This window comes from Variovorax sp. 01N425 (assembly GCF_056399465.1).
Genome location: NZ_JBFTRJ010000015.1, coordinates 89,528 through 110,430, shown reverse-complemented (window position 1 = coordinate 110,430; position 20,903 = coordinate 89,528). Strand labels below are relative to the sequence as shown.

Annotated in this window: 16 protein-coding genes and 1 tRNA gene; 12 read left to right on the top strand and 5 right to left on the bottom strand. The window is 66.2% G+C overall.

What is annotated here, in order from left to right; translation table 11 throughout:
- Position 1: 1 nt before the first annotated feature.
- The 3 genes from AC1DSC_RS24990 to AC1DSC_RS24980 form a co-directional block, all read right to left on the bottom strand.
- Positions 2 to 92 (bottom strand) — tRNA-Ser (locus tag AC1DSC_RS24990).
- A gap of 24 nt (positions 93 to 116) precedes the next feature.
- Complete coding sequence (locus AC1DSC_RS24985; RefSeq protein WP_012747840.1) at positions 117 to 1,046, bottom strand: SPFH domain-containing protein; 930 nt, start codon at positions 1,044 to 1,046, stop codon at positions 117 to 119.
- 33 nt (positions 1,047 to 1,079) lie between these two features.
- Positions 1,080 to 1,505, bottom strand: a complete 426-nt coding sequence (locus AC1DSC_RS24980) for an NfeD family protein (protein ID WP_369662943.1) — start codon at positions 1,503 to 1,505, stop codon at positions 1,080 to 1,082.
- A gap of 108 nt (positions 1,506 to 1,613) precedes the next feature.
- Here AC1DSC_RS24980 and AC1DSC_RS24975 point away from each other — a divergent pair, with 108 nt between their 5' ends.
- Positions 1,614 to 3,917, top strand: a complete 2,304-nt coding sequence (locus tag AC1DSC_RS24975) for an Orn/Lys/Arg family decarboxylase (RefSeq protein WP_369662944.1) — start codon at positions 1,614 to 1,616, stop codon at positions 3,915 to 3,917.
- A gap of 33 nt (positions 3,918 to 3,950) precedes the next feature.
- On the opposite strand, the gene AC1DSC_RS24970 is transcribed toward AC1DSC_RS24975, so the two are convergent.
- Together AC1DSC_RS24970 and fabI are read right to left on the bottom strand one after the other, a co-directional pair.
- Positions 3,951 to 4,802 (bottom strand): DNA ligase, encoded by an 852-nt coding sequence (locus AC1DSC_RS24970; RefSeq protein ID WP_369662945.1) that lies wholly within the window; start codon positions 4,800 to 4,802, stop codon positions 3,951 to 3,953.
- Between the two features lie 33 nt (positions 4,803 to 4,835).
- Positions 4,836 to 5,618, bottom strand: a complete 783-nt coding sequence (fabI, locus tag AC1DSC_RS24965) for an enoyl-ACP reductase FabI (protein WP_012747844.1) — start codon at positions 5,616 to 5,618, stop codon at positions 4,836 to 4,838.
- A 37-nt stretch (positions 5,619 to 5,655) separates the two neighbouring features.
- On the opposite strand from fabI, the gene AC1DSC_RS24960 reads away from it, so the two are divergent.
- The 11 genes from AC1DSC_RS24960 to typA all read left to right on the top strand — a co-directional run bounded on the left by AC1DSC_RS24960 (position 5,656) and on the right by typA (position 20,888).
- Positions 5,656 to 7,452, top strand: coding sequence for an extracellular solute-binding protein (locus tag AC1DSC_RS24960; protein WP_369662946.1), 1,797 nt, complete (start codon positions 5,656 to 5,658; stop codon positions 7,450 to 7,452).
- 27 nt (positions 7,453 to 7,479) lie between these two features.
- Entirely contained in the window at positions 7,480 to 8,514 is a 1,035-nt protein-coding gene (locus tag AC1DSC_RS24955; RefSeq protein ID WP_369662947.1) for a microcin C ABC transporter permease YejB, read from the top strand.
- Positions 8,507 to 9,550 (top strand): ABC transporter permease, encoded by a 1,044-nt coding sequence (locus AC1DSC_RS24950; RefSeq protein WP_124959587.1) that lies wholly within the window; start codon positions 8,507 to 8,509, stop codon positions 9,548 to 9,550. Before AC1DSC_RS24955 ends, AC1DSC_RS24950 begins: the two co-directional genes overlap by 8 nt.
- The gene (locus AC1DSC_RS24945) at positions 9,547 to 11,181 is read left to right on the top strand and encodes an ABC transporter ATP-binding protein (protein ID WP_369662948.1); all 1,635 of its coding nucleotides are present in this window, start codon (positions 9,547 to 9,549) and stop codon (positions 11,179 to 11,181) included. Before AC1DSC_RS24950 ends, AC1DSC_RS24945 begins: the two co-directional genes overlap by 4 nt.
- A 19-nt stretch (positions 11,182 to 11,200) precedes the next feature.
- The gene (locus tag AC1DSC_RS24940) at positions 11,201 to 12,400 is read left to right on the top strand and encodes a YbfB/YjiJ family MFS transporter (protein ID WP_307595480.1); all 1,200 of its coding nucleotides are present in this window, start codon (positions 11,201 to 11,203) and stop codon (positions 12,398 to 12,400) included.
- Positions 12,401 to 12,569: 169 nt separating this feature from the next.
- Entirely contained in the window at positions 12,570 to 13,208 is a 639-nt protein-coding gene (gene rimP / locus AC1DSC_RS24935; RefSeq protein WP_012747850.1) for a ribosome maturation factor RimP, read from the top strand.
- Between the two features lie 17 nt (positions 13,209 to 13,225).
- Positions 13,226 to 14,710, top strand: coding sequence for a transcription termination factor NusA (nusA, locus tag AC1DSC_RS24930; RefSeq protein WP_012747851.1), 1,485 nt, complete (start codon positions 13,226 to 13,228; stop codon positions 14,708 to 14,710).
- A 24-nt stretch (positions 14,711 to 14,734) separates the two neighbouring features.
- Complete coding sequence (gene infB / locus AC1DSC_RS24925; protein ID WP_369662949.1) at positions 14,735 to 17,689, top strand: translation initiation factor IF-2; 2,955 nt, start codon at positions 14,735 to 14,737, stop codon at positions 17,687 to 17,689.
- 24 nt (positions 17,690 to 17,713) lie between these two features.
- Positions 17,714 to 18,085 carry a 30S ribosome-binding factor RbfA gene (gene rbfA / locus AC1DSC_RS24920; RefSeq protein ID WP_012747853.1) on the top strand — a complete coding sequence of 124 codons (372 nt, stop codon included), beginning with the start codon at positions 17,714 to 17,716 and terminating at the stop codon, positions 18,083 to 18,085.
- Between the two features lie 2 nt (positions 18,086 to 18,087).
- Complete coding sequence (gene truB / locus AC1DSC_RS24915; RefSeq protein ID WP_369662950.1) at positions 18,088 to 19,056, top strand: tRNA pseudouridine(55) synthase TruB; 969 nt, start codon at positions 18,088 to 18,090, stop codon at positions 19,054 to 19,056.
- Positions 19,053 to 20,888 (top strand): translational GTPase TypA, encoded by a 1,836-nt coding sequence (gene typA / locus AC1DSC_RS24910; protein ID WP_012747855.1) that lies wholly within the window; start codon positions 19,053 to 19,055, stop codon positions 20,886 to 20,888. The genes truB and typA overlap by 4 nt, the downstream gene beginning before the upstream one ends.
- The last annotated feature ends 15 nt before the right edge of the window (positions 20,889 to 20,903 follow it).

Sequence of the window (20,903 nt, the reverse complement as noted above, 5' to 3'; positions counted from 1 at the left end):
CTGGCGGAGCAGGCGGGATTCGAACCCGCGGAGGGCTATTAACCCTCACACGCTTTCCAGGCGTGCGACTTAAACCGCTCATCCACCGCTCCTGAGCCCTCGATTGTAGCAGTCGCTCAGGCCGGATTCTGCGGCTTGCCGGCCTGGACCATGCGCATCGCGGAGGCGATGAGGGCGGCGGTTTCGGTCATGTTGCTGGGCACGATCAGCGTGGTCTTGGAATCGGCCGCGACCTTGCCGTAGGCGTCGACCGCGCGCTCGGCCACCTTGAGCTGCACGGCCTGTTCGCCGCCGGGCTGGCGGATGGCGGCTGCCACGCGTTCGATGGCGTCGGCCGTGGCGGTGGCCACGGCCGTGATGGCGGCGGCCTCGCCCTGGGCATTGTTGATCTGGGCCTGCTTCTCGCCTTCGGAGCGGGCGATGAAGGCCTCGCGCTCGCCGGTGGCGATGTTGATCTGTTCCTGGCGGCGGCCTTCGGAGGCGGCGATGAGGGCACGCTTGCCGCGCTCGGCGGTGATCTGCGCCTGCATGGCCAGCAGGATTTCCTTGGGCGGCGTCAGGTCCTTGATCTCGTAGCGCAGCACCTTCACGCCCCAGTTGAGCGCCGCCTCGTCGATGGCCGCGACCACCTGCGCGTTGATGACGTCGCGCTCCTCGAAGGTCTTGTCGAGTTCGAGCTTGCCGATCACGCTGCGCAGCGACGTTTGCGCCAGCTGCGTCACGGCCACGATGTAGTTCGACGAGCCGTAGCTCGCGCGCATCGGGTCGGTCACCTGGAAGTACAGGATGCCGTCGACCTGCAGCTGGGTGTTGTCGCGCGTGATGCAGATCTGGCTCGGCACGTCGAGCGGGATTTCCTTCAGGCTGTGCTTGTAGGCGACCCGGTCGATGAACGGGATCAGGAAGTTGGGGCCGGGCGTCATGGTGCCGTGGTACTTGCCCAGGCGCTCGCGCACCCAGGCGTTCTGCTGCGGCACGAACTTGACCGACTGGCTGATGAAGATGATCGCGATGACCAGGATGATGATGGGGACCGAAAATTCCATGGTTTTCTCCTCTAGGGTTCTGTTCTGTTCTGATCAGGTCTTGTCGACCACGAGGCGGCTGCCGACCACCTCGACCACGCGGTGCTCGCCGGTGGTGGGGGCCTGGCCCGAGCGCGGGATCACGGTCCACTGGGCGCCGCGGTAGCGAACGGTGGCGGTGCCGTCGGGGTTCCAGGCCTCGACGTGGATGATCTCGCCGATGTCCAGATTGACATCGCGGTTCGATGTCGTAGGCGGTGCGGCCGGGCGGCGGCGCTGAACGGCATACCAGACCAGGACCGCGCCCACGCCCACGACGGCCGCCACCACCAGTTGCGCGACGGTGCCGGCGCCCAGATGCGCCGCAATGGCCGCCGCTGCGAAACCGGTCGCCAGCAGCAACAGGTAGACCGTGCCGGAAAGCAACTCCAGCACGATGGCGGCCCCCGCTATCAGCCACCAGATGGTGGAATTCGCCATGACTTCTCCTCTTTGGTGAATGCACGACATTCTGTGTCAAAACCTGACTCAATCCTTCATCCGAATTCCGTACACTTCGCGCCTCATTGCCTGTCCGGAGCCCTGCCCATGAAATTTCGCTTCCCCATCGTCATCATCGACGAGGACTTCCGCTCCGAAAACACTTCGGGCCTCGGCATTCGCGCGCTTGCGCAGGCCATCGAGACGGAGGGCTTCGAGGTGCTGGGCGTCACGAGCTACGGGGACCTGAGCCAGTTCGCGCAGCAGCAAAGCCGCGCCAGCGCCTTCATCCTGTCGATCGACGACGAGGAATTCACGGTCGGCCCCGACCTCGATCCCGCGGTGCTGAGCCTGCGCAACTTCATCGGCGAGGTGCGGCGCAAGAACGCCGACGTGCCGATCTACATCTACGGCGAAACCAAGACCTCGCGCCACATTCCCAACGACATCCTGCGCGAGCTGCACGGCTTCATCCACATGTTCGAGGACACGCCGGAGTTCGTGGCGCGCCACATCATCCGCGAGGCCAAGAGCTACCTCGAAGGCGTGCAGCCGCCGTTCTTCAAGGCGCTGATCGACTACGCCGAAGACGGCTCGTACTCGTGGCACTGCCCGGGCCATTCGGGCGGCGTGGCGTTCCTGAAGAGCCCCGTGGGCCAGATGTTCCACCAGTTCTTCGGCGAGAACATGCTGCGCGCCGACGTCTGCAACGCGGTGGAAGAACTCGGCCAGCTGCTCGACCACACCGGCCCGGTGGCGGCCAGCGAACGCAACGCCGCGCGCATCTTCAACGCCGACCATTGCTTCTTCGTGACCAACGGCACCAGCACCAGCAACAAGATGGTCTGGCACCACACGGTGGCGCCCGACGACGTGGTGGTGGTCGACCGCAACTGCCACAAGTCGATCTTGCACGCGATCATCATGACCGGCGCGATCCCGGTGTTCATGAAGCCCACGCGCAACCACTTCGGCATCATCGGACCGATTCCGAAGAGCGAGTTCGAGCAGAGCGCCATCAAGGCCAAGATCAAGGCCAACCCGCTCTTGGCCGACGTGGATCCCAACAAGGTCAAGCCGCGCGTGATGACGCTCACCCAGTCGACCTACGACGGCGTGATCTACAACACCGAGACCATCAAGAACATGCTCGACGGCTACGTCGACACGCTGCATTTCGACGAGGCCTGGCTGCCGCATGCGGCCTTCCACCCGTTCTACGGCGCCTATCACGCGATGGGCAAGCGCCGCGTGCGGCCCAAGGAGTCGCTGGTGTTTGCCACGCAGTCGACCCACAAGCTGCTCGCGGGCATCAGCCAGGCCAGCCACGTGCTGGTGCAGGACTCGCAGAACCGTGCGCTCGACCGCGACCTGTTCAACGAGGCCTACCTGATGCACTCGTCGACCAGCCCGCAGTACGCGATCATCGCGAGCTGCGACGTGGCCGCCGCCATGATGGAGCCGCCCGGCGGCACCGCGCTGGTGGAAGAGAGCATCCTGGAGGCGCTCGACTTCCGCCGTGCCATGCGCAAGGTGGAAGACGAATTCGGCAAGGACGAGTGGTGGTTCAAGGTCTGGGGCCCCGAGAAGCTCGTCGACGAAGGCATCGGCCGCGCCGAAGACTGGATCATGACGGGCGAGAAGAACGGCAAGCAGAGCAAGAACAAGAAGTCGCCGCGCAACTGGCACGGCTTCGGCGAACTGGCCGACGGCTTCAACATGCTCGACCCGATCAAGTCGACCATCGTGACGCCGGGCCTCGACCTGGAAGGCAACTTTGCCGAGACCGGCATTCCCGCCAGCGTGGTGACCAAGTTCCTGGCCGAACACGGCGTGATCGTGGAGAAGACCGGGCTCTACAGCTTCTTCATCATGTTCACCATCGGCATCACCAAGGGCCGCTGGAACACGCTGCTCACGGCGCTGCAGCAGTTCAAGGACGACTACGCGCGCAACCAGCCGATGTGGCGCATCCTGCCGGAGTTCTGCCAGCAGCACCCCGGCTACGAACGCCTGGGCCTGCGCGACCTGTGCCAGCACATCCACCAGCTCTACGCACGCTACGACGTGGCGCGCCTGACGACCGAGATGTACCTGAGCGACCTCACGCCCGCCATGAAGCCGAGCGACGCCTTCGCCCACATTGCGCACCGCAAGACCGAACGCGTGGAGATCGACGAGCTCGAAGGCCGCATCACCACGAGCCTGATCACGCCGTACCCGCCGGGCATTCCGCTCCTGATTCCGGGCGAGGTGTTCAACAAGAAGATCGTCGACTACCTCCGGTTCTCGCGCGAGTTCAACTCGCAGTGCCCGGGCTTCGAGACCGACATCCACGGCCTGGTGGCGCGCATCGACGAAACCGGTAAGAAGCGCTACTACGCGGACTGCGTGGCCGCGCCGAAGAAGTAGGCGGCAAGAAGCGGGGAGGGCGCGCGCCGCGCTTCAGGAGGGCCGGTCGCTGCGCACCCGCATGAAGCGCGCGAACCTGGGCAAGCCGCCCGGGTTGGTGCCGTTGTAGCGGTAGGTCACCCAGCTGCCGATGGCGGGCGGGTTCTCGCGCTCGGCATCGGTCAGGCCGCTGCCGAGCTTGAAGCGCTTGCCCTCGGGAGTTTCGACCAGCAGCGCGCCCAACCGGCCGCTGTGCCGGCCCTTGCCGGGCATGTGGCCGACCACGCGGGCCTCGGCGTCATCGTGGGTCTTGACCTTGAGCAGGTCGCTGTTGCGCTCGGCGCGGTAGAGCGATCCGCCCCGGTGCAGCATCAGGCCCTCGCCGCCCATCTTCACGGTCTTGGCGAGCAGGGCCTGCAGATCCGCATGGGTGGTGGCGCGCTCCTGCGGCACGGGCACCACCCACGGCGCATCGGTGATCGGCAGCAGCTTGCGCAAGACGGCCAGCCGCGCCGTGAAATCGCCGCCCTGGGCCGGGAGGTCGAACACCATGAAGCGCATGCTGTGCCAGGCGGTGTCGTTGGGCGTCTGGCTGCGCACGGTGGAAACCGCATGCGCGAACTGGCCCCTGCCGGCCCACAGCTCGCCGTCGAGCGGCTGCTTGGGCAACGGCGCGATGAACCAGGCGGGCGCCACCACCGGTTCGCCGCCACGCGTCCACAGCTGCTTGCCGTCCCAGTAGCCGCGCACGCCGTCGAATTTTTCGCTGACCCAGTAGTCGTCCAGCGACATGCCGGGGCGGTAGACCTCGGCCAGCATCAAGGCCGGCGCGGTCTCGCGCGCGGCGGCCACGCGGGCCGCCAGCGCGCCGAGGCCGGCGAGCAGGAGGGAACGTCTGTTCAGCAAGAGGCCGCTGCCGATCGATTACTCGGCCGAGGATTACTCGGCCATGCCCGCCACGACGTTGCTGAAGCCGCCGTCCACATAGGTGATCTCGGCGGTGACGCCGCTGGCCAGGTCGCTCAGCAGGAAGGCAGCCACGTTGCCGACTTCCTCGATGGTCACGTTGCGGCGGATGGGCGAGGCGTCGGCCACGGCGGACAGCATCTTGCCGAAGCCCTTGATGCCGCTGGCCGCCAGCGTCTTGATCGGCCCGGCGCTGATGCCGTTGACCCGCATGCCCTTGGGGCCGAGCGAAGCCGCGGTGTAGCGCACCGAGGCCTCGAGCGAGGCCTTGGCCAGCCCCATGGTGTTGTAGTTGGGCAGCGCGCGCTCGGCGCCCAGGTAGGTCAGCGTGAGGAGCGCCGACTTGTCGTTGAGATAGGGCAGGGCCGCCTTGGCCATGGCCGGGAAGCTGTAGGCGCTGATGTCGTGCGCAATCTTGAAGCCCTCGCGCGACAAGCCTTCGAGGAAGTCGCCCGCAATGGCCTCGCGCGGCGCAAAGCCGATGCTGTGCACGAACCCGTCGAACCTGGGCCACGCCTGCGCCAGATCGGCAAAGAGCTTGTCGATCTGCGCGTCGTCGCCCACGTCGCAGTCAAAAATAAGCTTGGAGCCGAAGTCCGCGGCGAATTCGGTGATACGGTCCTTGAATCGCTCGCCGACGTAGCTGAAAGCAAGCTCGGCGCCTTGTTCGTGACAGGCCTTGGCTATGCCGTAGGCAATGGAGCGATTGCTCAACACGCCGGTGATCAACAGTTTTTTGCCGGAAAGAAAGCCCATGAAGTTGCCTCGTGAAAATCTTGGGCAGAATTCTCGCATGCGGGTTTGGCTGCTTCTTTTTCTGGCGCTCTCGGCGGCTCCTTCATGGGCCGCCCATGCCTACGCGCAGTTCGGCGACATCAAGTACCCGCCCGGCTTCACCCACTTCAGCTACGTCAATCCGAACGCGCCCAAGGGCGGCGAGATCCGGATGGTGCCGCCCACGCGGCCCACCAACTTCGACAAGCTCAACCCGTTCACGCTCAAGGGCACGGCGCCTTCGGGCATCGGCTCGCTGATGTTCGAGAGCCTGATGACGGGCAATTCCGAAGAGCCGACCACGGTCTATGGCCTGCTTGCCGAAGACGTCGAGGTGGCGCCCGACCGCCTTTCGGCCACCTTCCGCCTGAACCCCAAGGCGCGCTTCAACGACGGCTCGCCGGTGCTGGCGGCCGACGTGGTGCATTCGTTCAACACCCTGACCGGCCCGCTGGCCGCGCCGCAGTACCGCACCATCTACGCCGAAGTGAAGAAGGCGACAGCCACCAGCGAGCGCGTCGTGCGCTTCGACTTCGCGAGTCCGAACCGCGAGCTGCCGCTGGTGATTGGCGGCATGGCGGTCTTCAGCCGCCAATGGGGCGGGGGCAAGCCCTTCGACCAGATCGTCACCGAGATGCCGATCGGCTCCGGCCCCTACAAGCCGGCCAGCGACCGCCTGGGCCGCGACATCACCTACGTGCGCCGCGCCGACTACTGGGGCGCCGACCTGCCGGTGCGCAAGGGGCTGTACAACTTCGATCGCATCACCTTCCGGGTCTACCTGGACGAAACCGCGCGCTTCGAGGGCCTGAAGGCCGGGGAGTTCGACTTCATGCGCGAATTCACCTCGCGCAACTGGGCGCGCCAGTACAAGGGCAGGCAGTTCGACAGCGGCGAGATCGTCAAGCGCGCCTTCGAGAACCACAACCCCGGCGATTTCCAGGGCTATGTGTTCAACATCCGCAAGGACAAATTCAAGGACGTGCGCGTGCGCCAGGCCATTGGTTTGGCCATGGATTTCGAGTGGCTCAACCGCCAGCTGTTCTACGGCCTCTACACGCGGGTGCAGGGCTACTTTCCGAACAGCGAGTTCCACGCCGAGGGCCTGCCCAAGCCCGACGAACTGGCGCTGATGGAGCCGCTGCGCAGCAAGCTCAAGCCCGAGGTGTTCGGCCCGGCCCCGCAGCCGCCGAGCACGGCGCCGCCCAACAGCCTGCGCGAGAACCTGCGCAAGGCGAGGGCGCTGCTGGAGGAGGCCGGCTGGACCTACCGCGGCGGCGCGCTGCGCAACGCGAAGAACGAGGCCTTCACGATCGAGTTCCTCAATGACCAGCCCGGGCTGATCCGCGTCGTGACACCGCTGCAGACGGCGCTGCGCAAGCTCGGCATCGAGATGACGTTCCGCACGGTCGATTTCTCGCTCTCGCAGCAGCGCATGCAGAACTTCGATTTCGAGATGACCTCGCTGCGCCTGCCCGGCAACAGCGCGCCGGGCGGCGAACTGCTCGAGCTGTTCGGCTCCAAGGCGGCCGACACGACGGGCTCGTCCAATATCTGGGGCATTGCCGATCCGGCGGTCGACGCAGTGGTCGGCAAGGTGCTGGCGGCCACCACGCGGCCCGAGCTGGCCACGGCCATGCGCGTGCTCGACCGGGTGCTCTCCAACGGCTACTACTCGATTCCGCAGTACTACGGCAATGCGTTCCTGGTCGGCTACCGGCCGGCGCCGTTCGTGCTGCCGCCGACCATTCCGCCGTACTACGATGCCGGCGACTGGGCGCTCACCACGTGGTGGGCTTCGCCCATCAACAAATGACGCGGCCGCACCGGACATGAACACCGAATGACCAGCTACATCCTCAAGCGCCTGCTGCTGATGATCCCCACGCTGCTGGGCGTGCTCGTCATCACCTTCGGCGTGATCCAGTTCGTGCCGGGCGGCCCGGTCGAGCAGATGGTGGCGCAGTTGCAGGGGCGCGATTCGGGTGGCGAGCGGGCCGCGGCCAGCGGCGCCGGCTACCGCGGCCGCCAGGGACTCGACCCGCAGCGCGTCGAGGACATCCGCAAGCTCTACGGCTTCGACAAGCCCGCCCACGAGCGCCTGTGGACCATGCTGAAGTCGTTCGCACGCTTCGACCTGGGCACCAGCTTCTACCAGCGCAAGGACGTCTGGCAGCTCATCAAGGAGAAGATGCCGGTGTCGATCAGCCTCGGCCTCTGGACCTTCTTCATCAGCTACCTGATCGCGGTGCCGCTCGGCGTGGCCAAGGCGGTGAGGGCCGGCACGCGCTTCGACTTCATCACCACGCTGATCGTGCTGGTCGGCTATGCCATTCCGGGCTTCGTGCTGGGGGTGGCGCTGCTCGTGATCTTCGGCGGGCAGCTGCAGTGGTTTCCGCTGCGCGGCCTCACGTCGCCCAATTGGGAGAGCATGAACTGGGGCGCGCGCATCGTCGACTACCTGTGGCACATCGCGCTGCCGGTGACGTCGATGGTGCTCGGCAGCTTTGCCGTCACCGCCATGCTCACGAAGAATTCCTTCCTCGAGGAAATCCGCAAGCAGTACGTGCTGACGGCACGTGCCAAGGGGCTGTCGCAGCGGCAGGTGCTCTGGAAGCATGTGTTCCGCAACGCGCTGATCCCGATCATCACGGGCTTTCCGTCGGCCTTCATCGGTGCGTTCTTCACCGGCTCGCTGCTGATCGAGACGCTGTTCACGCTCGACGGCCTGGGCCTGCTGAGCTACGAGAGCGTGATCCGCCGCGACTATCCCGTGGTGCTGGGCACGCTCTACCTGTTCACGCTGATCGGCCTGGTCACCAAGCTGATTTCCGACCTCTGCTACGTCTGGGTCGATCCGAGGGTCAAGTTTGACTAGCGCCGCCGTTGTTTCCGCGAGCCCGGGCCGCCGCGCCTGGCGCCGCTTCCGCCGCAATCCGCTGGGGTTCTGGAGCCTGGTCGTCTTCTCGATCCTGGTGGTGCTGAGCCTGTTCGCCGAACTGCTGTCCACCGAGAAGCCGCTGGTCGTGCGCTACGCCGGGCAGACCTACTTTCCCGTGCTGCGCGACTACTCCGAGAAAACCTTCGGCGGCGACTTCGAAACGCCCGCCGACTACCTCGACCCGTTCATCCAGAAGCGCATCACCGAGGGCGCCAACTGGGCGCTCTATGCACCCAACCGCTACGGCCCGCGCACGCTGAACTACTTCGCCTCCCAGCCCAATCCCGCGGCGCCTTCGCGCGAGAACTTCTTCGGCACCGACGACCGCGGCCGCGACCTGCTCGCGCAGCTGATCTACGGCTTTCGCGTGAGCGTGCTGTTCGGCCTGGCGCTGACCGTCATTGGCACCGTGCTGGGCGTGGCGGCGGGGGCGGTGCAGGGCTACTTCGCGGGCAAGATCGACCTCGCGTTCCAGCGCTTCATCGAGATCTGGGCCTCGATGCCCGAGCTCTACCTGCTGATCATCTTCAGCGCCATCTTCGCGCCCAGCGTGGCGCTGCTGCTGATCCTGCTGAGCCTGTTCGGCTGGATGGGCCTGGCCGACTACGTGCGCGCCGAATTCCTGCGCAACCGCCAGATGGACTACGTGCGCGCCGCGCGCGCCTTGGGCGTGGGCAACCTGCAGATCATGTGGCGCCACATCCTGCCCAACAGCATGGTGCCGGTCGTCACCTTCCTGCCGTTTCGCATGAGCGCGGCCATCCTGGCGCTCACTTCGCTCGATTTCCTGGGCCTGGGCGTGCCGCCGGGCACGCCGTCGCTCGGCGAACTGCTGAGCCAGGGCAAGGCCAACATCGACGCCTGGTGGATCTCTCTTTCGACCTTCGGCGTGCTGGTCGTGACGCTGATGCTGCTCACCTTCATGGGCGACGCGCTGCGCGATGCCCTCGATCCGCGGAAGGCCGACAAGTGAGCCAAATCAAGCATCTCCAGCCGCTGCTGGACGTGAAAGACCTGCGCGTGGCCTTCGGCGGCAAGGAGGTGGTGCATGGCATCGACTTCCGCATTGCCGCGGGCGAGAAGCTCGCGCTGGTCGGCGAATCGGGTTCGGGCAAGACCGTGACGGCGCTGTCGCTGCTGCGCCTGGCGCAGAACGCCGACGTGGCCGGCACCGCGACCTTGTTCGGCTCCGCAGATGCGCCAAGCGGGCGCGACCTGCTCTCGATTCCCGAACGGGCGCTGCGCGGCATCCGCGGCAAGGAGATCGCGATGATCTTCCAGGAGCCGATGACCGCCCTCAACGCGCTCTACACCGTGGGCGACCAGATCGCCGAGGTGCTCGAACTGCACGAGGGCCTGTCGGCGCGCGCGGCCCAGGCGGCCGCCGTGCAGCTGCTGGCCGACACCGGCATTCCGGAGCCGGCGCGGCGGGCGAGGGCGTTTCCGCACCAGCTCTCGGGCGGCCAGCGCCAGCGCGCGATGATCGCCATGGCGCTCGCCTGCAAGCCGCGCCTGCTGTTGGCCGACGAGCCGACCACCGCGCTCGACGTCACGGTGCGCGCGCAGATCCTCGAGCTGCTCGCCGATCTGCAGCGCAAGCATGGCATGGCCGTGCTGCTCATCACGCACGACCTCAACCTGGTGCGCCGCTTCGCCGACCGGATTGCCGTGATGGAAGACGGCCACGTGGTGGAGCAGGGCGCCGTGGCGGCCGTGTTCGAGGCGCCGCAGCACGCCTACACCCGCAAGCTGATCGACAGCCATCCGCAGCGCGATGTCATCGCCGTGCCCGCGGGTGCCGGCGCGCGGCCGGTGCTCGAGGCCACGGGCCTGCGTGTGAGCTACCCCGTGCCGCGGCCCGGTTTTGCCGGCTGGTTCCGCAAGGGCGAATTCATTGCGGTGCAGAACGCGGATTTCCGCATCGCACCGGGCGAAACGCTGGGCGTGGTCGGCGAGTCCGGATCGGGCAAGTCCACGCTGGCGCTGGCCGCCCTCGGGCTGCTGAAGCACCAGGGTGCGCTCAAGGTGGATGGCAAGGGCTGGGCGGTGGACCGAAGCTCCGACCTGGCCTTGCGCCGGGTCATGCAGGTGGTTTTCCAGGACCCGTTCTCCTCGCTCTCGCCGCGCATGACGGTCGAGCAGATCGTGGGCGAGGGGTTGCGCGTGCACGCGCCTGAGCTCGACACGGCGCAGCGCCGCGCGCGGGCGCTGGCGGCGCTGGCCGACGTGGGCCTGGGCGAGGCGCAGTTTCCCTCGCTGCTCGACCGCTATCCGCACGAGTTCTCGGGCGGACAGCGCCAGCGGCTCGCGATCGCGCGCGCGCTCATCGTCGATCCGCAGCTGCTGGTGCTCGACGAACCCACCAGCGCGCTCGACGTGACGATCCAGAAGCAGGTGCTGGGCCTCTTGCAGCGCCTGCAGCGCGAGCGCGGCCTGAGCTACCTGCTGATCACGCACGACGTCGAGGTGATCCGCGCCATGGCGCACCAGGTCATCGTGATGAAGGACGGCGCCATCCTCGAAGCCGGCGCCGTGGAGCGCGTACTCGACGCGCCCGAGCACCCCTACACCAAGAAACTGGTGGCCGCCGCGCTGCTGGAATAGAACAACGGAATCGCAGGAAATGTCGGATATCGGACGGGACAGGCGCGGTGCCTGGCGCGCGGCACTGGCGTGCATGGTGACCTTGGCCGTTGCCATGGGCCTGGGGCGCTTTGCCTTCACGCCCATGCTGCCGATCATGTTGCACGAGGGAAAGCTCCAGCTCGAGGCCGGCGGCGTGCTGGCTTCGCTCAATTACCTCGGTTACTTTCTGGGCGCGGTCAGTTGCGCGGCCATCGGCATCCAGGCCAAGCGCATGGTGCGCGGCGGCCTGGTGGCCACGGCGGCGCTGCTGGTGGGCATGGGGGTGCTCCACAGCTTCACGAGCTGGGGCATCCTGCGCACCGCGGCCGGCGTGATGAGCGCCTGGGTCTTCGTCTTTGCGTCGGGATGGGGGCTGCGGCGGCTCGCCGAAACCCATTCCCCGGCGCTGGCCGGCGTGATCTACACCGGCCCCGGCATCGGCATCGCGATGACCGGCCTGCTCGGCGGCGCCCTGGGGCGCTGGGGTTCCGAGGCGGGATGGATCGGCCTGGGCCTGCTGGCGGTGGTGCTGGTGGCGCTGATCTGGCGCGTGTTCGACGATGGCGAACTGCCCTCGGGGCAAGGCTCCGCGGGCGCGCCTTCCGCCCAGGCCGGTGCGGCCGCGTCGCCTTCCGCGCGCAGCGACGCCGTCTGGCTGGTCGCGCTCTATGGGCTGGCCGGCTTCGGCTACATCATCACCGCCACCTTCCTGCCGGTGATCGCGCGCCAGGCACTGCCGGGCTCGCCGTGGCCCGACTTCTTCTGGCCGCTGTTCGGGCTGGCGATCATCCCCGGCGCGCTGATCGGCGCCCGCGCGCCCGTGCACTGGGACAACCGGCTGCTGCTGGCCGCGGCCTATGCGCTGCAGGCGCTGGGCGTGGTGCTGTCGGTGGCCTGGCCCACCATCACCGGCTTTGCGCTCGGCAGCCTGCTGCTGGGCATGCCTTTCACGGCCATCACACTTTTTGCGATGCGGGATGCGCGCCGGCTGCGCGGCAATGCCGCAGCCGGGCTGATCGGCTATGCGACCGCTTCCTATGGCGTCGGGCAGATCATCGGCCCGCTGTTTGCGGCGCCGCTGGCCCAGCGGACCGGGTCTTTCGAGCTCCCGCTGCTGGTGGCGGCCGCCGCCTTGGCGCTCGGTTCGGTGCTGTTTGCCGTCGTCTGGTCAAAATCCCGGCGCAAAGTGGCGCTTTGAGCAGCCCAAGCCACTTCATTTATCACGGGAATAGCATATAATTCGAGGCTCACGACCAAACGGGCGGGTACCAACCGCCCGTTTTTTTTGGTCTATGCAATTTCGATGCGTGACACCCGTGGCGGGCGGGTGGCACGCATAAGCATTTTTACAAGGCAAATTCAAACACGTGGCATTGCAGCAGACAGTGGAACAAACCGTTGCCGGTCTCGGCTACGACCTGGTCGAGATCGAACGCTCGGCCGGGGGATTGCTGCGCGTGACAATTGATTTGCCCTGGACTGCCCCCACATCGGAAGCTGTGGCTGCAGGCATTCCCGAACCCTTCGTGACGGTCGAGGATTGCGAGAAGGTCACGCGGCAGTTGCAGTTTGCGCTCGAGGTCGATGGTGTCGATTACAAGCGGCTCGAGGTTTCCTCGCCGGGTATTGACCGTCCGCTTCGCAATGAGCAGGATTTCGAGCGTTTCGTGGGCGAGGTGATCGACATCACGCTCAAGGCGCCCATGGGTGCCGCGGCGGCGGGGCAGGTGTCTGCCACCCGCAAGAAGTTTCGCGGCACGCTGGAGCGCGTGGCGGGGGCCGACGGGGCCCCGGGCTGGCAAATCGTCTGGAGCGATGCGCCGGAGCCCAAACCGGGTCAAAAAGTCAGCAAGAAGCGCGCGCCTGCAAAGTTGCATGCGCTGGGTTTCGTGCTGGATGAGCTGCGCGATGCGCGGCTCGCGCCAATTGTGGATTTCAAGGGCCGCAAGGCCAAAACCCAACCGGGTTTTTCGGATATTGACGACGGAACCAACGTTCCGGACTGACTAGAGGAGTGGGTGGCATGAATCGCGAAATGTTGATGTTGGTGGATGCGATCTCGCGCGAGAAGAACGTCGAGCGCGACGTGGTTTTCGGCGCGGTCGAATCCGCGCTGGCGCAAGCCACCAAGAAGCTCCACCAGGGCGACGTGGACATCCGCGTCTCGGTCGACCGCGACAGCGGCGACTACGAAACCTTCCGCCGCTGGCACGTCGTCCCCGACGAAGCCGGCCTGCAGCTGCCCGACCAGGAAATCCTCCTGTTCGAAGCCAAGGAAGAAATGCCCGACATCGAGGTCGGCGAGTACATCGAGGAAGCGGTGGACTCGGTGCCGATCGGCCGCATCGGCGCCATGGCGGCCAAGCAGGTCATCCTGCAGAAGATCCGCGACGCCGAGCGCGAGATGCTGCTCAACGACTTCATGTCGCGCGGCGACAAGATCTTCGTGGGTACCGTCAAGCGCCTGGACAAGGGCGACATCATCGTGGAGGCCGGCCGCGTCGAAGGGCGCCTGCGCCGCAGCGAAATGATCGCCAAGGAAAACCTGCGCAACGGCGACCGCGTGCGGGCCATGATCATGGAGGTCGACCTGACGCTGCGCGGCGCGCCGATCATCCTGTCGCGCTCGGCGCCCGAGTTCATGATCGAGCTGTTCCGCCAGGAAGTGCCCGAGATCGAACAGGGCCTGCTCGAAATCAAGAGCTGCGCCCGCGACCCCGGTTCGCGCGCCAAGATCGCCGTGCTCTCGCACGACAAGCGTGTCGACCCGATCGGCACCTGCGTCGGCGTGCGCGGCACCCGCGTCAATGCCGTGACCAACGAGCTCGCCGGCGAGCGCGTGGACATCGTGCTGTGGAGCGAAGACCCGGCCCAGTTTGTGATCGGCGCCCTGGCTCCGGCCAACGTGTCGTCGATCGTGGTCGATGAAGAAAAGCACGCCATGGACGTGGTGGTCGACGAGGAAAACCTCGCCATCGCGATCGGCCGCGGCGGCCAGAACGTGAGGCTCGCCTCCGATCTGACCGGCTGGAAGATCAACATCATGGACGCCAATGAATCGGCCCAGAAGCAGGCGAGCGAAACCGACGCCAGCCGCAAGCTGTTCATGGAAAAGCTCGACGTCGACGAGGAAATCGCCGACATCCTGATCTCCGAGGGCTTCAACAGCCTCGAGGAAGTCGCCTATGTGCCGATCTCCGAAATGCTGGAGATCGAAGCCTTCGACGAAGACACCATCAACGAGCTTCGTTCGCGCGCCAAGGATGCGCTGTTGACCATGGAAATCGCCAAGGAAGAGGGCGTCGAGACCGTCTCGCAGAATCTGCGCGACCTCGAAGGCCTCGACCCCGAGCTGATTCCCAAGCTGGCCGAGGCGGGTGTGCACACCCGCGACGACCTCGCCGACCTCGCGGTCGATGAACTCACCGAGATCACCGGCCACAGCGCCGATGACGCCAAAGCCCTCATCTTGAAAGCCCGCGAACATTGGTTCGCCGGCCAAGAGTGATGGTCATGGAGGCACGAAACCAATATGTCCAGTACCACTGTCGCCGAGTTCGCGAACGAGCTCAAGAAGACTCCCGAAACCTTGCTTGACCAGCTCAAGAGCGCAGGCGTGCCCAAGGCGGCACCCACCGATGCACTCACCGAGGCTGACAAGCAGCGCCTGCTCGGCTTTCTCAAAGCCAGCCATGGCACCGCCGAGCCCGAGCGCAAGAAGATCACGCTGACGAAGAAGTCGACCAGCGAGATCAAGCAGGCCGACGCCACCGGCCGCGCCCGCACCATCCAGGTCGAGGTGCGCAAGAAGCGCACCTTCATCCAGCGCGACGACGGCCACCCGGCCACGCCCGAAGCGCAACCGGTGGCCGAAGCGCCCGCCGCGGCACCTGCCGCACCCCGCATCGACGAAGCCGAACTGGCCCGCCGCGAGGAAGAGGCGCGCCGCCAGGCCGAGCTGATCCGCCGCCAGGAAGAAGAACTGGCCGAGAAGCGCCGCCTGCGTGAAGAAACCGAAGCCCGCGAACGCGAACAGGCCGAGAAGGCCGAGCGCGCAGAGCAGGCCGAGCAGGAAGCCGCGCGCGCTGCCGCCGAGAAGAAGGCTGCCGCCGAAGCCGCGGCCGCGCCCGCCAAGGAAGCGGCCAAGCCGGCCGCAGCGCCTGTTGCAGCCGCTGCAGCCGCCGCCGAACAGCAGGCCGCCGACACCAAGCTGGCTGCCCAGACCGCCGCCACGCAAGCCAAGGAAGACGCCAAGGCCAAGGCCGCCGCCGAATCGAAGGCCCGTGCCGACGAGGAAGCCGCCCGCGCCAAGGACCTGGACGAGCGCCGCCGCAAGGCCCTGGCCGAAGCCGAAGCCATCCGCGCCATGATGAACGCACCGGCGCGCGTGCTGGTGCCGCACAAGGCGCCCGAGAAGCCGCAGCCCGAAAAGGCCGCGGTCAAGGGCACGCTGCACAAGCCGGCCGCGCCCGCAGCGCGCCCCGGCGCGCCGGCCGCACCGGGTGCTGCCGCAGCCCCCGGCGCCGCCGGTGCCGGCAAGGAAGTCAAGTCGGCCAAGCTCTCCTCGAGCTGGGCGGGCGATCCTGCCAAGAAGAAGGAAATCAAGACCCGCGGCGATGCCAGCGGCGGTGTCGGCCGCGGCAACTGGCGCGGAGGCCCGCGCGGCCGCCGTGGCAGCAATGACCGCGGAGGCCACGAAGAGCACGTGCAGGCCGCACCGGTGGAGGCGCGCATTCTCGAAGTGCACGTGCCCGAAACCATCACGGTGGCCGAGCTCGCGCACAAGATGGCCGTCAAGGCACAGGAAGTCATCAAGCAATTGATGAAGCTGGGCCAGATGGCGACCATCAACCAGTCGCTGGACCAGGACACCGCCATGATCCTGGTGGAGGAAATGGGCCACAACGCGGTCGTTGCCGCGCTGGACGACCCCGAAGCCTTCACCGACGAGGACGTGTCGGCGCAAACCGCCGAAGCCCTGCCGCGCGCACCGGTCGTGACCGTCATGGGCCACGTCGACCACGGCAAGACCTCGCTGCTCGACTACATCCGCCGCGCCAAGGTTGCAGCGGGCGAAGCCGGCGGCATCACGCAGCACATCGGTGCCTACCATGTGCAGACCGAACGCGGCATGGTGTCCTTCCTCGACACCCCGGGCCACGAGGCCTTCACGGCCATGCGTGCCCGCGGTGCGCAGGCCACCGACATCGTCATCCTCGTGGTGGCGGCCGACGACGGCGTCATGCCGCAGACCAAGGAAGCCATCAAGCACGCGAAGGCTGCGGGTGTGCCGATCGTGGTTGCCATCAACAAGATCGACAAGCCCGATGCCAGCCCGGACCGCGTGAAGCAGGAACTGGTGGCCGAAGAGGTGGTGCCCGAAGAGTACGGCGGCGACGTGCCGTTCGTGCCGGTGTCCGCCAAGACGGGCCAGGGCATCGACGACCTGCTCGAGCAGGTGCTGCTGCAGGCCGAAGTGCTGGAACTCAAGGCGCCGGTGGATGCCGCCGCCAAGGGCCTGGTCATCGAAGCGCAGCTCGACAAGGGCCGCGGCCCGGTCGCGACCGTGCTGGTGCAGTCCGGCACGCTCAAGACCGGCGACGTGGTGCTGGCGGGTTCGACCTATGGCCGCGTGCGCGCCATGCTCGACGAAGACGGCAGGACCATCAAGTCGGCCGGCCCGTCGATCCCGGTCGAGATCCAGGGCCTGACCGAAGTGCCGCAGGCGGGCGACGAGTTCATGGTGATGAGCGACGAGCGCCGTGCGCGCGAAATCGCCACCTACCGTGCCGGCAAGTTCCGCAACACCAAGCTGGCAAAGGCCCAGGCCGCGAACCTGCAGAACATGTTCACCGACCTCTCGGCCGGCGAAGTGCAGACGCTGCGCATCATCATCAAGGCCGACGTGCAGGGCTCGCAGGAAGCGCTGGCCCAGTCGCTGCTCAAGCTGGCGACCGACGAGGTCAAGGTGCAGATCGTGTACGCCGGCGTGGGCGGCATCAGCGAAAGCGACATCAACCTGGCGATCGCCTCCAAGGCCATCGTGATCGGCTTCAACGTGCGTGCCGATGCCGGCGCGCGCAAGCTGGCCGAAGGCAATGGCGTGCAGCTGAACTACTACAGCATCATTTACGACGCCGTGGACGAGATCAAGGTCGCGATGTCGGGCATGCTGGCACCGGAGCGCCGCGAGGAAATCATCGGCTCGGCCGAGATCCGCACGGTGTTCGTGGCCTCGAAGATCGGTACGGTCGCGGGTTCCTACATCACCTCGGGCTCGGTCAACCGCAGTGCGCATTTCCGCCTGCTGCGCGACAACGTGGTGATCTACACCGGCGAAGTCGACTCGATCAAGCGCATGAAGGACGACGTCCGCGAAGTGCGCGAAGGCTTCGAGTGCGGTATCAAGCTCAAGAACTACAACGACATCAAAGAGGGCGATCAGCTCGAGTTCTTTGAAATCAAGGAGATCGCCCGTACGCTGTAACAAGCGTTCGATGCGACCGTATCCATGCCCAAGAGAAAAGCCGCCGCCCCCAACCGCGCGTTCAAGGTTGCCGACCAGATCCAGCGCGATCTGACGGAGCTGATCGCGCGCGAGTTGAAGGACCCGCGCGTGGGCATGGTCACGATCCAGGCGGTCGAGGTCACGCCCGACTATGCGCACGCGAAGATCTACTTCAGCATGCTCACGGGCGACGTGACCGAGACCACCGAAGCGCTGAACCAGGCCGCGGGGTTCCTGCGCAACGGCCTGTTCAAGCGCCTGCACATCCACACCGTGCCGACGCTGCACTTCCTGTTCGACCGCACCACCGAGCGTGCGGCCGACATGAATGCGCTCATCGCGCAGGCCGTCGCTTCGCGTTCGAAAGACGACTAGCGATGAATGCGCCACGCACAAGGGTGCAGCGGCGCCCTGTGCATGGGGTGTTGTTGCTCGACAAGCCGCTGGGACTCTCCAGCAACCAGGCCTTGCAGAAGGCCAAGTGGTTGCTGCGCGCCGAAAAAGCGGGCCACACCGGCACGCTCGATCCGCTGGCCACAGGCGTGCTGCCGCTGTGCTTTGGCGCGGCCACCAAGTTCAGCCAGCTGCACCTCGATGCCGACAAGACCTACGAGGCCACGGCACGCCTTGGGATCAAGACCTCCACCGGCGACGCCGAGGGCGAGGTGATTGCCGAGCGCCCGGTGCATGTCACGCCTGAAGACTTGGCCCGCGTCGAGGCGCAGTTCACCGGCCCGATCCGCCAGGTTCCGCCGATGCACAGCGCGCTCAAGAAGGACGGCAAGGCGCTGTACGAGTACGCGCGCGAAGGCATCGAGATCGAGCGGGCGCCGCGCGACGTGGTCATTCATGCCTTGAAGATCACGCAGGCTGCCGCCGAATCGGCAGGCCTTGCCATCAAGATCGTGGCTTCCGTGAGCAAGGGCACCTACATCCGCACGCTGGGCGAAGACATCGGCGAGGCGCTGGGCTGCGGCGCGCACCTCACGTCGCTGCGCCGCACGGCCACCGGTGGTTTCGGCGTGGCGCAGTGCATCACGCTCGAAGCGCTCGAGGCCATGGGCGAGGAAGAGCGGCTGGCGCAATTGTTGCCTGCCGAATCCCTGGTCGAGGGCCATACGGTCGTCACGCTCGGCAGCGAAGATGCAGGGCGCTTTCTGTCCGGCCTGCGCCGCCGCGGTACCTGGCCCGATGCCGACCATGTGGCGGTGTTCGGCGAAGCGCCTCCGGCCTTCCTGGGCACGGCGCACATTGCCGCCAATGAATTGATCCCGGGGCGCTTGCTGAACCCCATCGAAATCCAGCAAATTCTTTTGAACGCACAACAGACCGAAGCGACACCATGAGTACCAAGCAAATCCGCAATATCGCCATCATTGCCCACGTCGACCATGGCAAGACCACGATGGTCGACCAACTGCTGCGGCAGTCGGGCACCTTTGCCGAGCACGAAAAAGTGGTCGACACGGTGATGGACAACAACGCCATCGAAAAGGAACGTGGCATCACGATCCTGGCCAAGAACTGCGCCGTGACCTGGGAAGGCACGCACATCAACATCGTCGACACCCCCGGCCACGCGGACTTCGGCGGCGAAGTGGAGCGCGCGCTGTCGATGGTCGACGGCGTGGTGCTGCTGATCGACGCACAGGAAGGCCCGATGCCGCAGACGCGCTTCGTGACCAAGAAGGCGCTGGCCCTGGGCCTGAAGCCGATCCTGGTCGTGAACAAGGTCGACAAGCCGGGTGCCAACCCCGACAAGGTGGTGAACGCCGCCTTCGACCTGTTCGACAAGCTCGGCGCCACCGACGAACAGCTGGACTTCCCTGTGGTGTACGCCTCGGGCATCAATGGCTGGTCGTCGCTCGAAGAGGGTGCGCCCGGCGAGCAGTGGGGCCCCGACATGTCGGCGCTGTTCAACACCATCCTGAAGCATGTGCCGGCGCAGAAGGGCGATCCGGACGCACCGCTGCAGCTGCAGATCTCGGCGCTCGACTTCTCGACTTTCGTCGGCCGCATCGGCGTGGGCCGCATCAGCCAGGGCACGCTCAAGCCCATGATGGACGTGCTGGTGATGGAAGGTCCGGACGGCAAGACCGTCAAGGGCCGCGTCAACCAGGTGCTGACCTTCCAGGGCCTGGACCGCGTGCAGGCCACCGAAGCCGGCCCGGGCGAGATCGTGCTGATCAACGGCATTGCCGACATCGGCATCGGCGTGACCGTGACCGATCCGGCCAATCCGTCGCCGCTGCCCATGCTCAAGGTCGACGAACCGACCCTGACCATGAACTTCTGCGTCAACACCAGCCCGCTGGCCGGCCGCGAAGGCAAGTTCGTCACCAGCCGCCAGATCTGGGACCGCCTGCAGAAGGAACTGCAGCACAACGTGGCGCTGCGCGTGAACGAGACCGACGAAGAAGGCATCTTCGAGGTGATGGGCCGCGGCGAACTGCACCTGACCATCCTGTTGGAAAACATGCGCCGCGAAGGCTATGAAATGGCCGTGTCCAAGCCGCGCGTGGTGTTCCGCACCGTCAACGGCGAGAAGCACGAGCCGATCGAGCTGGTGACGGCCGACATCGAAGAGCAGCACCAGGGCGGCGTGATGCAGGCTCTCGGCGAGCGCAAGGGCGAGCTGGTCAACATGGAACCGGACGGCCGCGGCCGCGTGCGCCTGGAGTACCGCATTCCGGCGCGCGGCCTGATCGGCTTCACCAACGAATTCCTGAACCTGACGCGCGGCTCGGGCCTCATCAGCAACATCTTCGACAGCTACGAGCCGCACAAGGGCGAGATCGGCAGCCGCAAGAACGGCGTGCTGATTTCCATGGACGACGGTGAAATCTTCACCTACGCCCTGGGCAAGCTGGACGACCGCGGCCGCATGTTCGTGAAGGCGAACGATCCGGTGTACGAAGGCATGATCGTGGGCATCCACAGCCGCGACAACGACCTGGTGGTGAACGCCACGCGCACCAAGCAGCTGACCAACTTCCGTGTCTCGGGCAAGGAAGACGCGATCAAGATCACGCCGCCGATCGAACTCACGCTGGAATACGGCGTGGAATTCATCGAGGACGACGAGCTGGTCGAGATCACGCCCAAGAGCGTGCGACTGCGCAAGCGTTTCCTCAAGGAAAACGAGCGCAAGCGCGCCAGCCGCGAAATGGCGAGCTGATCGCCATCCAGCCGT

What these genes read in the sequence shown, in the direction of transcription:
- AC1DSC_RS24960 (WP_369662946.1), top strand. Translation starts at nt 5,656, where the DNA reads ATGCGGGTTTGGCTGCTTCTTTTTCTGGCGCTCTCGGCGGCTCCTTCA.
- typA (WP_012747855.1), top strand. Translation starts at nt 19,053, where the DNA reads ATGAGTACCAAGCAAATCCGCAATATCGCCATCATTGCCCACGTCGAC.
- truB (WP_369662950.1), top strand. Translation starts at nt 18,088, where the DNA reads ATGAATGCGCCACGCACAAGGGTGCAGCGGCGCCCTGTGCATGGGGTG.
- AC1DSC_RS24980 (WP_369662943.1), bottom strand. Translation starts at nt 1,505, where the DNA reads ATGGCGAATTCCACCATCTGGTGGCTGATAGCGGGGGCCGCCATCGTG.
- AC1DSC_RS24975 (WP_369662944.1), top strand. Translation starts at nt 1,614, where the DNA reads ATGAAATTTCGCTTCCCCATCGTCATCATCGACGAGGACTTCCGCTCC.
- AC1DSC_RS24955 (WP_369662947.1), top strand. Translation starts at nt 7,480, where the DNA reads ATGACCAGCTACATCCTCAAGCGCCTGCTGCTGATGATCCCCACGCTG.
- rbfA (WP_012747853.1), top strand. Translation starts at nt 17,714, where the DNA reads ATGCCCAAGAGAAAAGCCGCCGCCCCCAACCGCGCGTTCAAGGTTGCC.
- fabI (WP_012747844.1), bottom strand. Translation starts at nt 5,618, where the DNA reads ATGGGCTTTCTTTCCGGCAAAAAACTGTTGATCACCGGCGTGTTGAGC.
- infB (WP_369662949.1), top strand. Translation starts at nt 14,735, where the DNA reads ATGTCCAGTACCACTGTCGCCGAGTTCGCGAACGAGCTCAAGAAGACT.
- AC1DSC_RS24985 (WP_012747840.1), bottom strand. Translation starts at nt 1,046, where the DNA reads ATGGAATTTTCGGTCCCCATCATCATCCTGGTCATCGCGATCATCTTC.
- AC1DSC_RS24940 (WP_307595480.1), top strand. Translation starts at nt 11,201, where the DNA reads ATGTCGGATATCGGACGGGACAGGCGCGGTGCCTGGCGCGCGGCACTG.
- nusA (WP_012747851.1), top strand. Translation starts at nt 13,226, where the DNA reads ATGAATCGCGAAATGTTGATGTTGGTGGATGCGATCTCGCGCGAGAAG.